The organism is Halomonas shantousis, assembly GCF_054654615.1.
The window spans coordinates 1,111,248-1,129,731 of sequence record NZ_BAAIER010000002.1 but is presented as its reverse complement, the minus strand read 5'-3'; the positions used below and the strand labels follow the sequence as shown (position 1 = coordinate 1,129,731).

Below are 18,484 nucleotides of genomic sequence, written 5' to 3'. Positions count from 1 at the left end.
TCGGGCCTGATCGAAACGGCCCGGCCAATCTCTTGGATAGGTGCACGACGCGAAAGTTGCCGATCTCAGGGCTGCATCACCGCCAACTGCCGGCCACGGGACGAGCGCATCAGGAACAGTCCGATGACAACGCCCATCACGCTCAGTGCCCCCACGTACAGTGCGGGTGTCAGCGGATGCAGACTCATCAGCAGCGACACGACGATCGGCGTGAAGCCGCCAAAGATGGCATAGGCCACGTTGTAGGAAAACGACAGCCCGGTGAAACGCACCGCCGCAGGGAAGGACTTGACCGCGATCGACGGGACCACGCCGGTAATGCCCACCCCGAAGCCGGCCAGGGCGTACAGCGGCATCAGCAGGTCCGGCTGCTGACCTACCGTGCTCAGCAGGATCCAGTAAGTGGTGCCCAGCAGCACGCTCCACAGCGCGATAGTCGGCCCACCCCCAATCGCATCGGCGAGCTTGCCCGAGACCAGGCAGCCGATCACCACACAGACGATCGCCACGCTATTGGCGAGCATGGTGCTCACGGCATCGAGACCGTAGGCCTTCTGCAGCAGCGCCGGGGTCATCAGCAGTACCACCACCACCGCTGCGGTGAGCACCCAGGTCACCGCCATCGACAACACGATGGCGCCACGATGCTCGCGCAGGATGGTCTTCAGCGGCAGTTCCTCGGCCAGGGCCTTGCGGGCCTGCATCTCGGCGAAGACCGGCGTTTCATGCAGCCAGCGGCGCAGATAGACCGCCAGCAGGCCGAACACGCCACCGACCAGAAACGGAATCCGCCAGGCGTAACCGGCCAGTTCCTCCGGCGAGAAGGCGGCATTGATGGCAGTGGCCATCAGCGACCCCAGCAGGATGCCTGCCACCAGGCCGGCGGACAGTGAACCGCAGGCGAAGCCGACATGCCGGCGGTCGACGTGTTCGGTGACGAACACCCAGGCCCCCGGCACCTCGCCACCCACCGCGGCGCCTTGCAGAATACGCATTGCCACCAGCGCCAGCGGTGCCAGATAGCCTATCGTCGCGTATGTGGGCAACACACCCATGATCAGGGTGGGAATCGACATCAGGAAGATCGACAGCGTGAACATCTTCTTGCGTCCGAGCAGATCGCCGAAGTGGGCCATGATGATGCCACCCAGCGGGCGCGCCAGATAACCGGCGGCAAAGATGCCGAAGGTCTGGATCTGGCGCAGCCACTCCGGCATCTCCGGCGGGAAGAACAGCTGGCCGATGACGGTGGCGAAGAAGACGAAAATGATGAAATCGTAGAATTCCAGTGCGCCACCCAGGGCCGACAACGACAGCACCTTGACGTCGCCCCGGGACAGCGGGCGAGACGGCGCCGCGTCGGGATCGTGAGGTTTTGACATAGTGAACGTTCTTTATAGTGGAGTCGTATTGTGCAGTGTCCAGCGCCGCACACACCCAGCAGAAGGGCCTGAAGTGAGACGGGCCTGAGGCCCAGCACCTGAAGCTCAACACAGTGCGCGGCGGGGCCAGCAGGCTAACAGATTCGCCTCACCGCGTCAGCGCCGGGAAGTCAAGTCGCCTTTCGCCGTAGCCGTAACCGCAGTCCACGGCCGAAGCCACCTGGACTAGCGTGGCCCGAACGGCTGTTCAGGAGTCGACGGCATCGCATAACAAACCCTTACCCGAAACCGGCCGGACGACGCCGACTTCCTGCCTCGGGCTGCTACGCTGGAGAGATGCCTCCAAGCCGCCATCCAAGAGGAACCTTCATGTCCCCCTTCGCTCACGATGTCCCTAGCGAAACGCTCGACAGCCACCACACCAAGGAGTGGCTGCGCCGTTATCAGCGCGTCCGTGCCGCCTCGGAGAGGCTCTGCGCTCCGCTGGAGAAGGAAGACTACATGGTGCAGAGCATGCCCGACGTCAGCCCGCCCAAGTGGCACCTGGCTCACGTCAGCTGGTTCTTCGAAGCCTTTCTGCTCACCCCGTTTCTCAAGCACTACAAGACGATCGACCCCGCCTACGATTTTCTCTTCAACTCCTACTACGAAACCCACGGCAAGCCCTTTCCACGCGCCAATCGCGGGCTGATCTCGCGTCCCACGGTGGATGATGTCTACCGCTATCGTGCGCACATCGATGCGGCAATGACGAAACTGCTGAGCCAGCCGCCCGCAGAGCACGTCGACGAGATCGTTCACCGCGTCATTCTCGGCCTGAACCATGAACAGCAGCACCAGGAACTGCTGGTCATGGATATCAAGCACATCCTCGCCCAGAACCCGCTGCATCCCGTCTATCGTGGCGACCTGGCCCCACCGCCCGAGCGTGCCGCCGAGCCCCTTGCCTGGCACGCCTACCCCGGTGGCGTGCGTCACGTCGGCTTCGATATCGCCGAGACGGCACGCGCCGGTTTCGCCTTCGACTGCGAGACACCGCGTCATCGCGAGTATGTCGAGGAGTTCCAACTCGCCAGCCGTCCGGTGACCAATGGCGAGTTCATCGCCTTCATGGAGGACGGCGGCTACTCACGCACCGACCTGTGGCTGTCGGACGGCTGGCATCTGATCAAGCAGCTCGGCTGGAATGCGCCGCTGTACTGGGAAAAACGTGGCGGTGTCTGGCACCACATGACGCTTGCCGGCCTCGCGCCGGTCGACCCGAATGCGCCGGTGTGCCACGTCAGTTTCTATGAGGCCGATGCCTATGCACACTGGGCCGGTGCACGCCTGCCCACCGAGGTGGAGTGGGAGGTCGCGGCCCAGGACGTGCCCATGGAGGGCAACTTCGTCGAACGCGACCATCTGCAGCCGGTCGGCGGCGGCGCGACGCTGGGTCACCCGCAGCAGATGTTCGGCGATGTCTGGGAGTGGACCGGCAGCGCCTACCGCCCCTATCCGGGCTTCAAACCGCTGCCCGGCAGTCTCGGCGAGTACAACGGCAAGTTCATGTCCGGACAGATGGTGCTGCGCGGCGGCTGTTGCGCCACGCCCGAGGATCACATCCGCGCCACCTACCGCAACTTCTTCCCGCCCCACGCCCGCTGGGCCTTTTCCGGCTTCCGCCTGGCCAAGGAGAGCTGAACATGACGCTTGCCGTGCACTTCCACGACCTGCACCCGACGCCGGCCGCCAACTCGATGCGCGACGAGATCCTGGCCGGGCTGCGAGCCACGCCCAAGCACGTCTCGCCCAAGTTCTTCTACGACCAGCGCGGCTCCGAGCTGTTCGACGAGATCTGCGTCCAGCCCGAGTACTATCCGACGCGCACCGAGGAGGCCATTCTCGGGGCGGCGGTGGGGGACATCGCTGCGCTGGCCGGTCAGGAGGCGACGCTGGTCGAACTGGGCAGCGGCGCCAGCCGCAAGGTGCGTCTGCTGCTCGAGGCGATGCGTCCGTCGAGCTATCTGGGTATCGACATCTCGCGGGATTTCCTGCTCGACAGTACCCGTCGTCTGGCCGCCGACTATCCCTGGCTCGAGGTACATGCCGCCTGCGCCGACTTCTCGCAGCGCCTGGCCTGGCCCGATGACATGGCCTGTGAGCGTCCGGTGGCCTTCTTCCCCGGCTCGAGCATCGGCAACTTCGATCCGCAGGCCGCCGAGGCCTTTCTGCATCGGCTGCATCGGCTGCTGCCGACGGGCAGCGGCCTGCTCATCGGCGTCGATCTGGTCAAGGACAGGACGGTCCTCGAGGCTGCCTACAACGACGCTGCAGGCGTCACGGCCGCGTTCAATCTCAACTTGCTGGAGCGCCTGCGCAACGAGCTCGACGCCGAACTCGACCCGGTGCATTTTCAGCATCGTGCCTTCTTCAACCCGGACGCCTCGCGCATCGAGATGCATCTGGTCAGCGAGATGGCACAGGTGATCACGGTTGCCGGCGAGCGCTTTCGCTTCAATACCGGCGAGAGCCTCCACACCGAGAATTCCTACAAGTACAGCATCGAAGGCTTCCAGGCCCTGGCCGGACGTGCCGGCTTTCGGGCCCGCGCCGAGTGGGTCGACGACGACGCCCTGTTCAGCGTGCACTACCTGGAGTGTGCATGATCGGCGTATCGCCACGCGCAGAGCGTCCTGTCGTGAATTGACAAACTCTGAGACCAAGGTGGTCTGACCCCGGCTGGCCTGATGCGTTAAAAGGAGAGACAACCGTTGCATGCGCCCCATGGCAAACCACCGGAGTGGCGCATCGCCAGGGCAGACTCGTCACAAGGAATCGCCATGGATACGCCTTCCCGTGCCGGCGGCCCGCTGCAGCTGATCGTGATTGGCGCCGCTTCGACCTTCGCCGGTCTGGGCCTGGGGCGCTTCGCTTACGCCACGCTGCTTCCCGAAATGCTCGAGGCGGGCTGGTTCGATGCCGCCGAGGGCGGCTATATCGGCGCCGCCAACCTGCTCGGCTACCTGCTCGGCGCCTTGGGCAGTGCCGCCTTGATGGCGCGATTCTCCAGTCGCGCCATCGTTCGCCTCACCATGGCGCTGATCGCCCTCAGCTTCGTCGCCAGCGCCTGGCCGGCCCCCTTCGCGTGGTTCGCCTTCTGGCGTCTGATCGCCGGCATGGCCGGTGCCGTGCTGATGGTGGTGGGCACCTCGAGCATGCTCGGTGCCATGCACGAGTCCGAGCGCAAGCGCGGCGGCCCCTGCCTGTTCCTGGGCATCGGCCTGGGCATGGTGGCATCGGCGACGCTGGTACCGGCCCTGATGCCGCTGGGCCTGAGTGCCGCCTGGCTGGGGCTGACCGCTGTCAGTCTGGTGCCGCTATGGTTGGCGCTGCGCCCTTGGCCGGTCGCCGAACCGCCATCCCCGACCATGACCATGACCGAGCGACGCCGTCGTCTCGAGCCGCTGGAGCGCCACCTGCGCTGGCCGGTCGCCGCGGTCATGTTCGCCTACGGGCTCGACGCCATTGGTTTCGTCCCGCATACCCTGTTCTGGGTCGATGCACTCGAGCGTCAGCTAGGCCACGCCTCCGGTATCGGGGCGCTGCAGTGGGGAATCTTCGGGTTGGGCGCCTTGTGCGGTCCTTTCATCGCCGGCTTCATGGCATCACGTCTGGGCTGGCATCGCGGTCTGATGACATCGCTGTCGATCAAGGGCACGGCGGTGGCGCTACCGGTTCTCGCACCTGCCATGTGGAGCGTCTCGCTCTCCTCGTTCTGGGTCGGGGCGCTGATCCCCGCCACGGTGGCCCTGGTATCGGGGCGGCTAAGCGAACTCGGCGGTGCGACGCGCCATCCCGCGCTATGGGGACGTGCCACGGCGTCGTTCGCCCTGGCTCAGGCAGCGGGCGCCTACCTGTTCGCCGCACTCTACGCCTACCTGGCAATGCCAATCTGGATCTTTGCGCTGGCCGCAGCCTCGCTGTGGTGCGGCGTGATGCTGCTATGGCTGAGCGGACGCTTCGCCGCTGCCCCTCTCGCCGCTTCCCATCCTTCTTCCCGGCATGGAGCCTCCTCATGAGTCTGACCCTGTTTCTCACCCGGACGTCGCCCTATGCCCGAGTGGCTCGTATCGCGGCACTCGAGAAGAAGCTCGGCGAGCGCCTCGTCCTGCACTGGGTCGACCCCTGGCAGGACGACCCCGCCCTGCTGGCCGTCTCGCCCGTCGCCAAGGTGCCGGTCCTGGTGCTCAAGGACGGCACGGCCATCACCGAGACGCTGCTGATCACGCGCATGCTGGATACCGTGGGCCCGGGGCCCGCACTGTTTCCGGAAGCCGAACTGCCGCAGGTGCTCAAGTTCGCCGGATTGGGACAGGGACTGCTCGACGCCGCCTTCCAGACGGTGATCGCACGCAAGCATGACGGCGCGGCGACGGATGCCAGCGCACTCGGCAGACGTCGTCTGGCAGCCATCGAGAGACTGTTGATCACCTTGGAAGCGGAGCTGGCACCGCGCCATCGCTACGCCGACGACGCCCACCTGACGCTGGACGACATCATGCTGGCCGTGGCACTGGACTACGTGAGCTTCCGCCTCGGCGAACTCGACTGGAAGATGCGCTTTCCGGCACTGAGCGCCTGGCAGGATGCGCGGCTATCGCGGGAGAGCTTCCGGCTCACGTCGTTCGAATGACGCCTGGCCGTGGCCTTTCAATGCAAGGGGCGCCCCGTGAGGCGCCCCGGATCATCTGACAAGCAGATCCCGTCAGGCTTCGAGCTTGGCGTCCAGCGTGATCTCGGCCTTGAACAGCTTGGAAACCGGGCACCCTTCCTTGGCCTTTTGAGCACACTCGTCGAAGGTGGCCTGATCGGCGCCGGGTACCCGGGCGGTGGTCTCGAGATGAATCTTGGAGATGGTGAAGCCGCTGTCGTCCTGATCCAGCGATACCGTCGCCTGGGTCTTGATGCTTTCCGGCTCGAGCTCGGCCTGCCCCAGAATCATCGATAGCGCCATCGAGAAACAGCTGGCATGCGCGGCACCGATCAGCTCCTCGGGGTTGGTGCCCGCCTCGCCCTCGAAACGGGTCTTGAAACCATAGGGGTTCTGCTTGAGCACGCCGCTCTCGGTGGATACCGTGCCCTTGCCCTGCTTGAGGCTGCCCTGCCACTCGGCGGAACCCTTCTTCTGGATACTCATGACGTCTCCTTGTTGCAGAACTTCGTTGGAGCCATTGAAGCGCAGTAGGCATTGCGCCATCGGCACTGGACGATCACCACGGCAGTCGTCCATTCAATGCTCAGCGTAGCCAATATTTTCCCGATTGCCGTGTGAAAACCCTGTCTGCCTGAAAGACTATTTCTCAGCGGCGTGATGGCAACGCTGGAGCTGTTCGGCAAGCAAGGCATCGCCCAGCTTGCGCATGTTCGCCTGGTTGGCTTCGGGAATGCGCTCGGGATGGGGAAAATGCGCCAGGACCCGCTCGAGGCCGGCTTCACGCAGCAGATGCAGCATCGGGTAGGGTGAACGGTTGGTATAGTTGGCCGGGTCTTCCGCTGCCGTGTCGGCGAAGCAATAGTCGGGATGGAAGCTCGCCAGTTGATAGACACCTTCGTATCCCTGATCCACCAGCAGCGCCTCGGCCACCTCCAGCAGGTCCAGATAGTCCTCGAAGTCCTCCATCCCGTGCGGCAGGATCAACAAGGTGGTTTCGACAGTGGCATGGCTATCGAGGTGTCGACACTCATCGATCAGCGCAAGCAGCGCCGCCTGGGGGTCGCGGGCGGCGCACACCACGTAACGGATACTGTCACGCCTCACCTCGCGGCCCGCGAAGGGACAGACATTGTGCGCCACGACGAAGGAGCGCACCCAGTCGCGAGTGGCCTGGACATAGCAAGAATCGGGCATGCAGCGGGTTTCCGGGAACTGGATGGAAGATGGAGAACAGTCGAGAGAGCAGGCAATCAGTATACGCCGGCACTACTGCAACTTGAACGCACTCTTGTGGCGGGCCACCCTGAAGGGACTTTCACCTTCTGCCGGGAGCACTTCATGGCGATATCGGAGACACACGCGGTTCCCCACGTAGCGTTGGCGGGTCCCGAGGGTATCGAACCGGTCAGCGTGCCCGCCGTTGGCCAGGGGACCTGGCACATGGCCGAGGGCCACGCCGCCCGCCGCGACGAGGTGCGCGCCCTGCAGCAGGGCCTCGAACTGGGATTGCGCTTGATCGACACCGCCGAGATGTATGCCGAAGGTGGCGCCGAGGAGGTCGTCGGCGAAGCCTTGGCCGGGCGGCGCGACCAGGCCTTCGTGGTTTCCAAGGTCTATCCGTGGAATGCCGGACGCAACAGTGCCATCCGTGCCTGCGAGCGCAGCCTCGAGCGTCTGCGCACCGACCATCTCGATCTCTATCTGCTGCACTGGCCGGGCAATGTCCCGCTGGAGGAGACACTGGAGGCCTTCGAGCGCCTGCAGGAACAGGGCAAGATCCGCCGCTTCGGCGTTTCCAACTTCGACAGCGACGAGATGCGAACGCTTCATGCGCTACCCGGCGGCGAGTCCTGCACCACCAACCAGGTGCTCTACCATCTCGGCTCCCGCGGCATCGAATACGATCTGCTGCCTTGGCAGCGCCATCATCGATTGCCGGCCATGGCCTACTGCCCGCTCGCTCAGGGCGGTCGCGAGAGTCAGGCGCTGATGAACGACGCCACCGTACGCGCCATCGCAGATGCACACGATGTGACGCCCGCACAGGTACTGCTGGCCTGGGTCATCCGCCCGGTCGAGGGTCGCCACGACACGATTGCCATTCCCAAGGCGGTGCAGCCCGCCCATGTCGAGCAGAATGCCGCCGCACTCGCGGTCAGGCTCAGCGATGACGACCTGCGCCGCCTCGATGAGGCGTTTCCTCCGCCGACCCGCAAGCAGCCGCTGGCTATCGTCTAGGGGACAAGGTTTGTCTGAAAAGTCGGCGAGCGCAGGCCAGCGCCAGGCCCGTTCCCTACGGGCCTAAGCATTTCCCACAGCCATGTGGGTCACAAAGCAGAAATCGGCTCGGAATGCTCATTTACTTCAGTAAACTCCGCTTCCTCGCCGATTTTTAACGCCGTATGGGCAAGGCACTTTTCAGTCAGACCGTAAGCGTCGCACGCTCAGCCCCGAATTGGGCCCCAGCAGCACGCCAAGCACCGTCTCGTCGCTGGCGGAGTGGCGCAGTGCGCCCAGCAGTTGTTCGGCGGAGAGCCGCTTGCCGAGCATCAGCAGCGACTCCGGTCGTGGCGTCATGACCTCCTTGCCGCGATAGACTTCCACGTCGCGCTCGCCCTCGGCCAGCACCTGCAGGCACAAGCCCCGCACGTAGTAGCGATTGAAGTCGCCCTCGGCCAAGGTCTCCGCTGCCGTGTTCGGCACGCGAGCGACGGTCATGCCGCCGGAAGACGTGCGGCGCCGCTCGGTGGCCTTGAGCAGTCCATGCGTGCGAATCTGTTGCGCCAGCCAGACATCGTCGTGCCGGCGAAGGGCCAACTGCAGCAGCAACGGCCACGCCTCGATCCCCTTGGCATTGAGGCGCGGGCTGAGCGAGAGCCGCTGCCCCTCGATGTCTCGCTGCAGCTCTTCCTGCATGCGGGCACGCACCCCGGCATCCAGGCTGTCATGGCGAATCGCCATCGGGGCTCCCATCCGTCTCGTTCACGAACAACCCTTCTTGCCGATCGCGCCCCTGTCGATCACGCAACTGTCCGCGCCGTGAGGCGATGCGATCGGCCTGACGGGTCGGCTCGGGCAATTTGTAGCGGGTCACGCAGCGCATCACCCAGTCTACTGCCGTATCGAGCCCCACGCGGTGGCCGGTGGAGATATACAACGGCTTGATCTTCTCGCGGGTGCGCAGCACCGCGCCAATGGTGACCTCACTTACCGCTCTTGAGTCGAGCGGATCCTCCGCACGCACCCGGTCGCGTAGCGGCGTCCAGTCGCCCTTGGTCGGCGGCGCCTCGTCATGCTTTCCGCACAAGCGGCTCTTGCCCACGCCGATGGTGGGCTTGTCGAGCCACAAGCCCAGATGCGCGGCGATTCCCAGCCGACGTGGATGGGCGATGCCCATGCCGTCGACCATGATCAGCTCGGGCTCGATCTTGAGTTGGCGGTAGGCTTCCAAAGCCGCCGGCAACTCGCGAAACGACAGCAACCCCGGAATGTACGGCATGCGAGTCGGCTCGCGGTGCAATACCTGATCGACGATGTCGAGTTCGGGATAGGTCATCACCACGATCACCGCACGGGTCGTGGCGCCCTCATCCTCGAAACCGATGTCCACCCCGGCAATATGGCGAACCTCACCCAGCCGATCGCGACGCTCGATACGTGGAGCCAGCCGCTTCTGCATGGCCACCGCCTCCTGTGGCGGCAATGCCCAGTCATGTAGTGGTACGCTCATGTGCCTCCCTTATTTCAGCGCGTCCTTGGCGCCGTGTGCTGCCTTCATTCAAGTCACGAATCACCGCAGCTTCAAGTCGGCATGTTTCCCGCTCCCCGAGTCGTTACAATGAGCGCTCGAACGGGAGCACAACGTGAAGCTGATCCATACCGCCGACTGGCACCTAGGCCAGACCTTCCATGGCCAGGAACGTCATTACGAGCATCAATGCTTTCTCGACTGGCTGCTGGACACGCTCGAGGCACGCCGCCCCGATGTCCTGCTGGTGGCCGGAGACATCTTCGATGTGGTCAATCCCTCGCTGAAGGCCCAGGAACAGCTCTACGACTTCATCGTCGCCGCTCATGAACGCCTGCCGCACCTGACGCTGGTGATGATCGCCGGCAACCACGACAGCGGAGCGCGCATCGAATTGCCGGCGCCCCTGCTCAGACGGCTGCGCGCGCATGCGCTGGGGCGCGTGGTATGGCTCGATGATGGCCGCCTCGACGCCCGGCGCCTGCTGGTGCCGCTGGAAGACACCCGGGGCGAGGTGCGCGCCTGGTGCCTCGCCCTGCCTTTCCTGCGCCCGGCGGAGGTCACCGGCGGCGAGGCCGGCGACGATTACGTGGCCGGCATTACCCGCGTCCACCGGCAACTGATCGAGGAAGCCCAACGGCGCCGTGAGCCGGGCCAGGCCTTGATCGCCATGAGCCATGCCCACATGCGCGGGGCAGCCGTCTCCGAGGATAGCGAACGTCCCATTGTGATCGGCGGCGAAGAGTCGCTGTCGACCAGCCTGTTTCCGGAGTGCATCGCTTACGTGGCGCTGGGCCATCTGCATCGGCCTCAGCAGGTCGGTGAAGCGCGTATCCGTTATAGCGGCAGCCCGCTACCCATGGATTTCTCCGAGGCACGTTACCCTCACCAGATCGTCGAGGTCACGCTGAACGGCGAGGCGCTCGAGCACTGCGAGATTCTGCCCATTCCGCGCGCCGTCGACATGCTGCGCGTAGGCCCTGCGCCTCTCGAAGAGGTGGTGGCCGAACTCGAAGCCCTCGACAGCGATACGACCCTGCCCCGCGAGTGCTGGCCGTGGCTGGAAGTGCGCGTGCAGCTCGATGCGCCGCGGGTCGATCTGCGCGCGGTGATCGAACGCGCCCTGCGCGACCAGGCCGTGCGGCTGGTGCGCATCCAGTCGCAGTATGCCCGTCTCGAAGACGATCTTTCCCCGGCCCACCAGCGCCTGGAGAGCCTGGGTCCCCAGGCGCTGTTCGAGCGCGCCTGGCAGGACAGCTATGGCAGCCTGCCCGACGAGCCGACCCGCCAGGACTTCGCTCAGCTGCTGCAGGCAGTCATCAACGACGATCAGGAAAGCGCGGCCTCATGAAGATTCTTGCCATTCGCCTGAAGAATCTCGCCTCGCTGGCCGGCGAACACGAACTGGACTTCGCCACCGGCCCCCTGCAGGAGAGCGGGCTGTTCGCCATCACCGGCCCCACCGGCGCCGGCAAGAGCACGCTGCTCGACGCGCTGTGCCTGGCGCTGTTCGGCAATACGCCGCGCCTGCGCGGAGCGCCCACGCGGGACTCGCAGACGCCCGACGTCGGCGAGGAGAACCTGGTGACCGCCGATCCGCGCACCCTGCTGCGCCGGGGTACGGCGACGGGATTCGCCGAGGTGGATTTTGTCGGTCGCGACGGCGGTGCCTATCGCGCCCGCTGGTCGGTGCGGCGCGCCCGAGGCAAGGCGGATGGGCGGCTCCAGGCATCCGAACAGGCCTTGATCGTCCTGCCCGAAGAACGCGTGCTGGCCAGCCAGAAGCGCGAGTTCGATCGTCTGCTGCCCGATAAGCTGGGATTGACGTTCGATCAGTTCACTCGCGCGGTAATGCTTGCTCAGAGTGAGTTCAGCGCCTTTCTCAAGGCCGACGACAACGACCGCAGCGATCTGCTGGAGAAGCTCACCGACACCGGCATCTATTCGCGCATTTCCATCGCTGCCTATCAGCGCGCCAGGCAGGCCAGCGATGAAATCAAGCGTCTCGAATCGCGCATCGGCGGCGAGGCGCCGGCCACGGCCGAGGCACGCCAGGCCCTGGAGAGTGCGGTCGAGCAGAGCGAACAGGCCTGGCATGCCGTGCAGGCCGAAGCCGACGCTCTCAAGGCTCGTCGCGCCTGGCTAGAACAGGATCGCCAGTTGCGCGACAGCTGGCAGCAGGCCGTCGCGGCTCGCCAGCAGGCGGAGAACGAGCACGCCGCCCTGGCAGCGTCGCGCACTCGTCTCGCCCGACTCGAGGCGCTGGCTCCCCAGGCGCACCGCTTTCACCAGCAACGCGAGCTGGAGCATGCGCTCGCCGAATTGCTTGCCCAACAGGCGACGACACGTCGCGCCCTCGATCAGGCGCAGCAACAGCAGCAGGCACACCAGGCCGCTTTCGACGAGGCCCGGCAGCAGGCCACACTGGCCCAGCAGCAGCGTCAACAGGCACAGCCCCGGCTCGACGAAGCCGGACGCCACGCCCAGCGTCTCGATTACCTCACGCAGGAGATCGAGGCGCTAACCCGCGAGCGGCGCGAACTCGAGCACGGCGTGCAGAGCGTGCAGCAAGCACTTGATGCCAAGCATGACGCCCAGGCATGCCAGCAGGCAGAACTGGCAACCCTAGAAAGCCGGTTGGGGGAGCATGACGCCCCGGAGCGCTACCGGCAGACGCTGCAGCAGACTCAGGATCGCGCCCACGAGCGGCTCATGGCACTGGAGGAGGCGCGGCACGCCTGGCAGCAGGAATCTCGTCTGCGACGGCAGCAAGCCGAACTGGAAAGCCGCCAGCGCGCGGATCTTCAGGCCCGGGACAATGTCATTCAGGAGGGTCGACACGCCAAGCGGCGTCTCGAGCAGGCGCAATTGCACGATCGTCAGTTGCGCGACAGCCTCGAACGTCTGCGTGCCGTGCGCAGCGAAAGCGTCGAAAAACTGCGCGCCCAGTTGGCAGACCACGCTCCCTGCCCGGTATGCGGGAGTCTCGAGCATCCTTACCGCTCTCAGCCGCCCCCCTCGCCGGCTCAGGAGCTGCTCGAACAGACTGAGCGAGAGGAGCAGCGCCAGCTCGAGGAGGCCACCCGCCAGCTCGACACGGCGCGGGACAGCCATCAGGAGTTGACGGCGCGTTACAAGGCGCTCAAGACGCAGCTCGCTCAGCGTGAAGCACCACTGGACGAAGCTACCCGCACGGCGGCCGACGCCCGTCAGGCACTGGAGGCCTTGCCGGCGGGACGCGAACTGCTTGCGCTAGATGAAGCGCAGCGCCATGCCTGGCTGGACGAGCAGCTCACCGCGACCCGGCATCAGCGCGACGAGCAGCGCCAGAGACTGCAGCAGTTCGAACGGGACCAGCAGCGTCAGGCGCCGCTGCGTGAGGCATTGGCAGCGTTTGCGGTGGATATCGGCAAGCTCGACAGCCAGCTCCAGCAGCAACAGCAGCGACTCGGCCAGCTCGATGCCACGCTGGCGCCCAAGACGGCCGAGCAGCAATCCCTGCGCGATACCCTGACCCGCCAGCTCGCCGGGCACGCCGACGTCACGCAGTGGCGCGAGGCCCTCGACACCGGCGTAGAGAAGGCCGAGCGTCAGCTAAGCCGGACACGCGACGCGTTGGACACCGTCCGCCAGGAGTATCAACGCCTGACACTGCAGCTCCAGCACGACCGGGAGAGCGAGGCCGAATATCGCCGCAACCTCGAGACGCAGGCCAGCATCCTGCAGTCATGGCGTGACGCTCATCCCGATATCGACGACGACACGCTGGCGCAACTGTTAAGGCTGGATGACGCCGCTCAGGCCGATTTGCGCCGGCAGATCCAGCAGGCCGATCAGAACCTGCGCGACAGCCAGTTGCGCGAGCAGGAGCGTCTCACGGCGTTGAACGATCACCGCCGGATCCGCCTGGAGGCAGAATGGCTCGACGACCCCGCGGCCTGCGAAAGCCGGATCGAGGCCCTGGCCCAGGCGCTGCACGGCGAGGAAGCCGATCTGGCCCCCCGCCAGCAACGGACACAGCAGCAACGTGACGATGCCCTGCATGCACTGCGCGACGACGACCGCCGCCGCCGGACTCTGCGCGCTCTGCAGACCGAGCTCGATGCCGCCAACGCCGAATATCGCCGTTGGGGCAAGCTCGCTTCGCTGATCGGCTCGGCCGATGGCAAGGCATTCCGGCGCATCGCCCAGGCCTACAACCTCGAACGTCTGCTCGAGCACGCCAATGCCCACCTCGTCGGGCTATCCAGACGCTATCGCCTGGTACGTGGCGGCAGCCCCCTGGGACTGCTGGTCATCGATACCGATATGGGTGACGAGCAGCGCTCGGTACACTCCCTTTCGGGCGGCGAGACGTTTCTGGTGTCGCTGGCATTGGCGCTGGGACTGGCCTCGATGGCCTCGGGGAGACTCAAGATCGAATCGCTGTTCATCGATGAGGGCTTCGGCAGCCTCGACCCGCAGTCGCTGGCACTGGCCATGGATGCACTGGATGGGTTGCAGGCGCAGGGCCGCAAGGTCGGCGTGATTTCGCATGTACAGGAAATGCACGAACGTATCCCGGTGCGCATCTGCGTGGAACCGGCCGGCAATGGCGCCAGCCGGATCCGGCTCGACGCCCACTGAGCCTTGGCGGCATGCAGACGATATCGAGCTCAGCAGTTCATGAATGCTTAACGCGCCAGCTTGGCCGCCAGCTCCGCCACATGCTTGCCTTGAAAGCGTGCAATGGTCAGCTCGTTTTCGCTGGGCTGACGGCTACCGTCACCCCCGGCAATGGTGGTGGCACCATAAGGCGTGCCGCCGGAAACTTCGCTCAGGTCGGTCAGCGCCGGACACGAGTACGGCACTCCGGCAATCACCATGCCATGGTGTAGCAGAGTGGTATGGATCGAGGTCAGCGTGGTTTCCTGGCCGCCATGCTGGCTGGCGGTGGAGGTGAAAGCGCTGCCGACCTTGCCGACCAGCTCGCCATTGGCCCACAACCCTCCTGTCTTGTCCCAGAAGTTGCGCATCTGCGAGGCCATGTTGCCGAAGCGTGTCGGCGAGCCCACGATAATGGCATCGTACGCCTTCAATGCATTGGGATCGTCAAGTATCGGCGCCTGCTGGTCGAGCTTGTACCCCGACTTCTCCGCCAGCTCACCGGGCACCAGCTCATCCACCCGGTACACGTCCACCTGGGTACCGTCGACCCCGCGCGCACCTTCCGCGATGGCCTGGGCCAAGGTTTCGATATGGCCGTAGCTGGAATAGTAAATCACCAACACCTTGCTCATCGGGTCACTCCTCGAGACGGGTTAAACCAGAAACATGTCAGCAAAAGATGGTGCAACCCCATGGGGGTGTCAAAGCGCCTACGCCGGCGTCTCTTCCGCCATGGAATTTCGACAGGGGATTTCGACGCGAAACGTTACGGCACGCCCTGTCAGGCGTCACATGGCATATCACGCCGCGTTGCTCAAATGTTCAACCTATGGCAGCTTGAAACAAATTTAAGCGGACGTTTCATTTGTGAAGGACACTCGACGCAAGACTCCCCGGCGGCCCAGCGTGGCCGAAGCGCTGGCTGAAACCATCTTTTCCGGGCATTACCAACCCGGCGACTTCGTTCCCAAGGAGATCGATCTCTGCGAGCAGTTCGCCCTCAACCGCTCTGCCGTGCGCAGCGACCTCCGCCAGCTCGTCGATGCCGGTATCATCGAGCGTATCTCGGGTCACGGCTCCAAGGTGCGCGATTACACCGAGTGGAATATTCTCGATCCGCAGGTCACCGCATGGATGACCCGCTATGCGGCGCCCAACCCCAAGGTACAGCGCGAAATCCTGGCCTTCCGCCTGGATGTCGAGCCCTACGTGGCGATGACGGCCGCCAAGCGCGCCACCGCCCGGGATCTGGTCGCCATCGAGGAAGCCTTCGAAGGTATGGGACAGTACCTCAACGCCGATAGCGGCGAGGCGCGACGATTGCACAGCGACTACGACGTGGCATTCCACGAGGCGATCTTCAGGGCGACGCACAACATCGTCTGGGCGCAGCTCTCGCATATCCTGCGTCCGTCCATTTCGCTGCTGGTGTCGATATCCAATGTCAGCGAGACCGACGATCCTGCCGAAAGCCTGGAGCGCCACCGCCGGTTGATGGAGAGCATCCGTGCCCGCCAGCCGCGCGATGCCTTTCGTGCCGCCCAGTCGGTTCTCGCCGGCACCGCCAAGGCGCTGGGACTGGAAAGCCCCGAAACCTCCTTGGGACGCAGCGTGGAGCTCGACTGAGTCACGCTGCGCCGCGTCTCTTCCGGTTCAGTGGTTGTCGCGCGGTGGCGTACGACGCGCCACGTCGCGGTACTTGGTTGCCGGCTCGAGCGTCATGCCGCGGTCATGCTGTTCCACCAGGCTGCGCTGGATCTCCTGCCACGGCGTCTGGTGGGCGGGATAGATATAGCCGCCCCGGGACGCCAGACGCTCGCGGCGCTGGCTGATCTCCTCGTCGGACACCAGCAGATTGGCCTCGCCCTTGCGCAGATCGATGCGGATACGGTCCCCTGTCTCCAGCAGCGCCAGGCCACCGTTGACTGCCGCTTCCGGTGAGGCGTTGAGAATCGATGGCGAGCCCGATGTGCCCGACTGGCGCCCGTCGCCCAGACAGGGCAGGTCCTCGATGCCGCGCTTGATCAACGCCTCGGGCGGCTGCATGTTGACCACCTCGGCCCCACCCGGATGACCGATGGGACCGGCGCCGCGCATCACCAGGACGGTATTCTCGTCGATTCCCAGCGCGGGATCGTCGATGCGCGCATGGTAGTCCTCGGAACCGTCGAATACCGCCACGCGCCCTTCGAAGGCGTCCGGATCGTCGGGGTTGCTCAGGTAGCGTTCACGGAATTTCGCGGAGATGACGCTGGTCTTCATCAGTGCCGAATCGAACAGGTTGCCCTTGAGATTGATGAAGCCGGCTTCCTCGAGCATGGGAGTGTCGTAGCGGCGGATGACGTCTTCGTCCAGCGTCTCGCGGCCTTCGACGTTCTCCGCCAGCGTACGGCCATTGACCGTCAGTGCCCCGCCATGCAGCTTACCGGCTTTCAACAGTTCGTTGAGCACCGCCGGAACACCGCCGGCGCGGTAGAACTCCTCGCACAGGTAGGCGCCCGCCGGCATGACGTTGGAGAGCAACGGGATCTTGTGACCGAGACGCTGCCAATCGTCATTGGTGAGCTCGATACCCGCATGGCGGGCAATGGCAATGACGTGGATCGGGGCGTTGGACGAGCCGCCCAATCCCGAACAGGCGACGATGGCGTTCTCGAAGGCCTCGCGGGTCAGGATATCCAGCGGACGCAGATCCTCCCAGACCATGTCGACGATACGCTTGCCGGTATCGTAGGACACGATGGAGCGCTCCTTGTAGGGCGCCGGAATGATCGCCGAGCCCGGCAGGCTCATGCCCAGACATTCGGCCATGGAGTTCATGGTCGAGGCGGTACCCATGGTATTGCAGTGCCCGACGGACGGCGCCGAATCGGTGGCCCGGGAGATGAACTCCTCGTAATCGATGTCCCCCGCGGCCAGGCGCTTGCGCAGTTCCCAGATGATGGTCCCCGAGCCGACGCGCTCGTTGTTGCCGCGCCAGCCGTTGAGCATGGGGCCGCCGGAAAGCACGATCGCCGGAATGTTGACCGTCGCTGCCGCCATCAGGCAGGCCGGAGTGGTCTTGTCGCAGCCGGTGGTCAGCACCACGCCATCCAGCGGATACCCGTGCAGCACCTCGACCAGTCCGAGATAGGCCAGGTTGCGATCCAGCGCCGCCGTCGGGCGGCGTACGTTCTCGTGGATCGGATGCATGGGGAACTCGAACGGCACGCCGCCGGCGGCACGAATGCCGTCCTTGACGCGCTTGACCAGCTCGATGTGGTGACGGTTGCATGGCGTCAGGTCGGAGCCGGACTGGGCGATACCGATGATCGGCTTGCCACTGCGCAGCTCCTCCAGCGTCACACCGTAATTCATGTAGCGTTCGATACAGATCGCCGTGGTGCCGGGATGATCGGGATTGTCGAACCACCAACGTGAGCGGAGCTGGTCGGGCGTGATTTTGCGGTTGCTCATGGGTCTGGCGCCTTTACCTGTAGGAAAAGTTACGGTCTGTCTGAAAAGGGCGACGCTCGCTGGCTTTCCAGGCAAGGCCTAGGAGGAAGCATTACGTGACTTGCCGGTCGCTTGAAACGACATGAGCCAAAGCTGGCCATACCGAAGTTCATGTGCCAAGCCATGAACAATCAATTAGCCCAGTTCGGAGTCCATTTCTTGTAATGAATCGGCCAATTTTTCAGACGGAATGTTGAACACACGATGCGTATGTCAAACATACAAGAAGTCTGTCAGCGATGACAGCCCTACGATTCTCGTCAAAAACGTCTCGTCAAAAACGAGCGTTTCCCTGAACGTCGTCCAGAGCGGACCACAACGAGACATTTACGGTGTCGCAGTCATTGTGGTCCGCTTCAGCCTCAACTCTCGCGCTTGCCATCCACCAGGCGCTTGAGCTTCAGCGGGTTATCGCTCTTGAGCGCTTGCGGCGGCAGGCTCTCCGGCAGCGCCTCCTGCTGGCCGATGAGTGATTTACCTTCCCGTGTCATGTCGTACTCCCTTGTCCAAACGATA

16 protein-coding genes are annotated in these 18,484 nt (G+C 64.6%); 8 read left to right on the top strand and 8 right to left on the bottom strand.

The features are described 5' to 3' along the window. Positions 1–65: 65 nt before the first annotated feature. Positions 66–1,382, bottom strand: a complete 1,317-nt coding sequence (locus ACYQ12_RS05870; RefSeq protein WP_459869042.1) for an MFS transporter — start codon at positions 1,380–1,382, stop codon at positions 66–68. A 369-nt stretch (positions 1,383–1,751) separates the two neighbouring features. Between ACYQ12_RS05870 and egtB the strand changes: the two genes are divergently transcribed. The 4 genes from egtB to ACYQ12_RS05850 all read left to right on the top strand — a co-directional run bounded on the left by egtB (position 1,752) and on the right by ACYQ12_RS05850 (position 6,057). Beyond that, positions 1,752–3,065: an ergothioneine biosynthesis protein EgtB gene (gene egtB, locus ACYQ12_RS05865; protein WP_459869040.1), complete on the top strand. Its 1,314-nt coding sequence runs from the start codon at positions 1,752–1,754 to the stop codon at positions 3,063–3,065. Between the two features lie 2 nt (positions 3,066–3,067). Next, on the top strand, positions 3,068–4,030 hold the full coding sequence (gene egtD, locus ACYQ12_RS05860) for an L-histidine N(alpha)-methyltransferase (RefSeq protein ID WP_459869038.1): 963 nt from the start codon (positions 3,068–3,070) through the stop codon (positions 4,028–4,030). 174 nt (positions 4,031–4,204) lie between these two features. After that, a complete protein-coding gene (locus tag ACYQ12_RS05855) occupies positions 4,205–5,443 on the top strand; it encodes a YbfB/YjiJ family MFS transporter (RefSeq protein ID WP_459869036.1) in 1,239 nt (412 codons plus the stop codon). Then, entirely contained in the window at positions 5,440–6,057 is a 618-nt protein-coding gene (locus ACYQ12_RS05850; protein ID WP_459869035.1) for a glutathione S-transferase family protein, read from the top strand. The genes ACYQ12_RS05855 and ACYQ12_RS05850 overlap by 4 nt, the downstream gene beginning before the upstream one ends. A 72-nt stretch (positions 6,058–6,129) precedes the next feature. Here the strand turns inward: ACYQ12_RS05850 and ACYQ12_RS05845 are convergent, their stop codons facing one another. Continuing rightward, the gene (locus ACYQ12_RS05845) at positions 6,130–6,561 is read right to left on the bottom strand and encodes an OsmC family protein (RefSeq protein ID WP_459869033.1); all 432 of its coding nucleotides are present in this window, start codon (positions 6,559–6,561) and stop codon (positions 6,130–6,132) included. 156 nt (positions 6,562–6,717) lie between these two features. After that, entirely contained in the window at positions 6,718–7,272 is a 555-nt protein-coding gene (locus tag ACYQ12_RS05840; RefSeq protein WP_459869031.1) for a DUF1415 domain-containing protein, read from the bottom strand. A 144-nt stretch (positions 7,273–7,416) separates the two neighbouring features. Between ACYQ12_RS05840 and ACYQ12_RS05835 the strand changes: the two genes are divergently transcribed. Next, positions 7,417–8,316, top strand: a complete 900-nt coding sequence (locus ACYQ12_RS05835) for an aldo/keto reductase (RefSeq protein WP_459869029.1) — start codon at positions 7,417–7,419, stop codon at positions 8,314–8,316. Between the two features lie 180 nt (positions 8,317–8,496). On the opposite strand, the gene ACYQ12_RS05830 is transcribed toward ACYQ12_RS05835, so the two are convergent. Both ACYQ12_RS05830 and nfi read right to left on the bottom strand, forming a co-directional pair. After that, a complete protein-coding gene (locus tag ACYQ12_RS05830) occupies positions 8,497–9,039 on the bottom strand; it encodes a hypothetical protein (protein ID WP_459869027.1) in 543 nt (180 codons plus the stop codon). Then, positions 9,023–9,808: a deoxyribonuclease V gene (gene nfi, locus ACYQ12_RS05825; RefSeq protein ID WP_459869025.1), complete on the bottom strand. Its 786-nt coding sequence runs from the start codon at positions 9,806–9,808 to the stop codon at positions 9,023–9,025. The genes ACYQ12_RS05830 and nfi overlap by 17 nt, the downstream gene beginning before the upstream one ends. A gap of 133 nt (positions 9,809–9,941) precedes the next feature. On the opposite strand from nfi, the gene ACYQ12_RS05820 reads away from it, so the two are divergent. After that, positions 9,942–11,177 (top strand): exonuclease SbcCD subunit D, encoded by a 1,236-nt coding sequence (locus ACYQ12_RS05820; protein ID WP_459869023.1) that lies wholly within the window; start codon positions 9,942–9,944, stop codon positions 11,175–11,177. Beyond that, positions 11,174–14,452: an AAA family ATPase gene (locus tag ACYQ12_RS05815; protein WP_459869021.1), complete on the top strand. Its 3,279-nt coding sequence runs from the start codon at positions 11,174–11,176 to the stop codon at positions 14,450–14,452. The genes ACYQ12_RS05820 and ACYQ12_RS05815 overlap by 4 nt, the downstream gene beginning before the upstream one ends. Before the next feature lie 47 nt (positions 14,453–14,499). Here the strand turns inward: ACYQ12_RS05815 and wrbA are convergent, their stop codons facing one another. Then, positions 14,500–15,105: an NAD(P)H:quinone oxidoreductase gene (wrbA, locus tag ACYQ12_RS05810; RefSeq protein WP_459869019.1), complete on the bottom strand. Its 606-nt coding sequence runs from the start codon at positions 15,103–15,105 to the stop codon at positions 14,500–14,502. Between the two features lie 235 nt (positions 15,106–15,340). On the opposite strand from wrbA, the gene ACYQ12_RS05805 reads away from it, so the two are divergent. Then, a complete protein-coding gene (locus ACYQ12_RS05805; RefSeq protein WP_459869017.1) occupies positions 15,341–16,099 on the top strand; it encodes a FadR/GntR family transcriptional regulator in 759 nt (252 codons plus the stop codon). Positions 16,100–16,126: 27 nt separating this feature from the next. Here the strand turns inward: ACYQ12_RS05805 and ACYQ12_RS05800 are convergent, their stop codons facing one another. Both ACYQ12_RS05800 and ACYQ12_RS05795 read right to left on the bottom strand, forming a co-directional pair. Next, a complete protein-coding gene (locus tag ACYQ12_RS05800) occupies positions 16,127–17,929 on the bottom strand; it encodes an IlvD/Edd family dehydratase (RefSeq protein ID WP_459869015.1) in 1,803 nt (600 codons plus the stop codon). A gap of 401 nt (positions 17,930–18,330) precedes the next feature. Beyond that, positions 18,331–18,459 (bottom strand): hypothetical protein, encoded by a 129-nt coding sequence (locus tag ACYQ12_RS05795; RefSeq protein WP_459869013.1) that lies wholly within the window; start codon positions 18,457–18,459, stop codon positions 18,331–18,333. Positions 18,460–18,484: the final 25 nt, after the last annotated feature.

Coding starts and splice junctions, on each gene's coding strand:
- ACYQ12_RS05800 (WP_459869015.1), bottom strand. CDS start 17,929: ATGAGCAACCGCAAAATCACGCCCGACCAGCTCCGCTCACGTTGGTGG.
- ACYQ12_RS05870 (WP_459869042.1), bottom strand. CDS start 1,382: ATGTCAAAACCTCACGATCCCGACGCGGCGCCGTCTCGCCCGCTGTCC.
- ACYQ12_RS05815 (WP_459869021.1), top strand. CDS start 11,174: ATGAAGATTCTTGCCATTCGCCTGAAGAATCTCGCCTCGCTGGCCGGC.
- ACYQ12_RS05840 (WP_459869031.1), bottom strand. CDS start 7,272: ATGCCCGATTCTTGCTATGTCCAGGCCACTCGCGACTGGGTGCGCTCC.
- ACYQ12_RS05850 (WP_459869035.1), top strand. CDS start 5,440: ATGAGTCTGACCCTGTTTCTCACCCGGACGTCGCCCTATGCCCGAGTG.
- ACYQ12_RS05830 (WP_459869027.1), bottom strand. CDS start 9,039: ATGGCGATTCGCCATGACAGCCTGGATGCCGGGGTGCGTGCCCGCATG.
- nfi (WP_459869025.1), bottom strand. CDS start 9,808: ATGAGCGTACCACTACATGACTGGGCATTGCCGCCACAGGAGGCGGTG.
- egtB (WP_459869040.1), top strand. CDS start 1,752: ATGTCCCCCTTCGCTCACGATGTCCCTAGCGAAACGCTCGACAGCCAC.
- egtD (WP_459869038.1), top strand. CDS start 3,068: ATGACGCTTGCCGTGCACTTCCACGACCTGCACCCGACGCCGGCCGCC.
- wrbA (WP_459869019.1), bottom strand. CDS start 15,105: ATGAGCAAGGTGTTGGTGATTTACTATTCCAGCTACGGCCATATCGAA.
- ACYQ12_RS05835 (WP_459869029.1), top strand. CDS start 7,417: ATGGCGATATCGGAGACACACGCGGTTCCCCACGTAGCGTTGGCGGGT.
- ACYQ12_RS05845 (WP_459869033.1), bottom strand. CDS start 6,561: ATGAGTATCCAGAAGAAGGGTTCCGCCGAGTGGCAGGGCAGCCTCAAG.
- ACYQ12_RS05855 (WP_459869036.1), top strand. CDS start 4,205: ATGGATACGCCTTCCCGTGCCGGCGGCCCGCTGCAGCTGATCGTGATT.
- ACYQ12_RS05795 (WP_459869013.1), bottom strand. CDS start 18,459: ATGACACGGGAAGGTAAATCACTCATCGGCCAGCAGGAGGCGCTGCCG.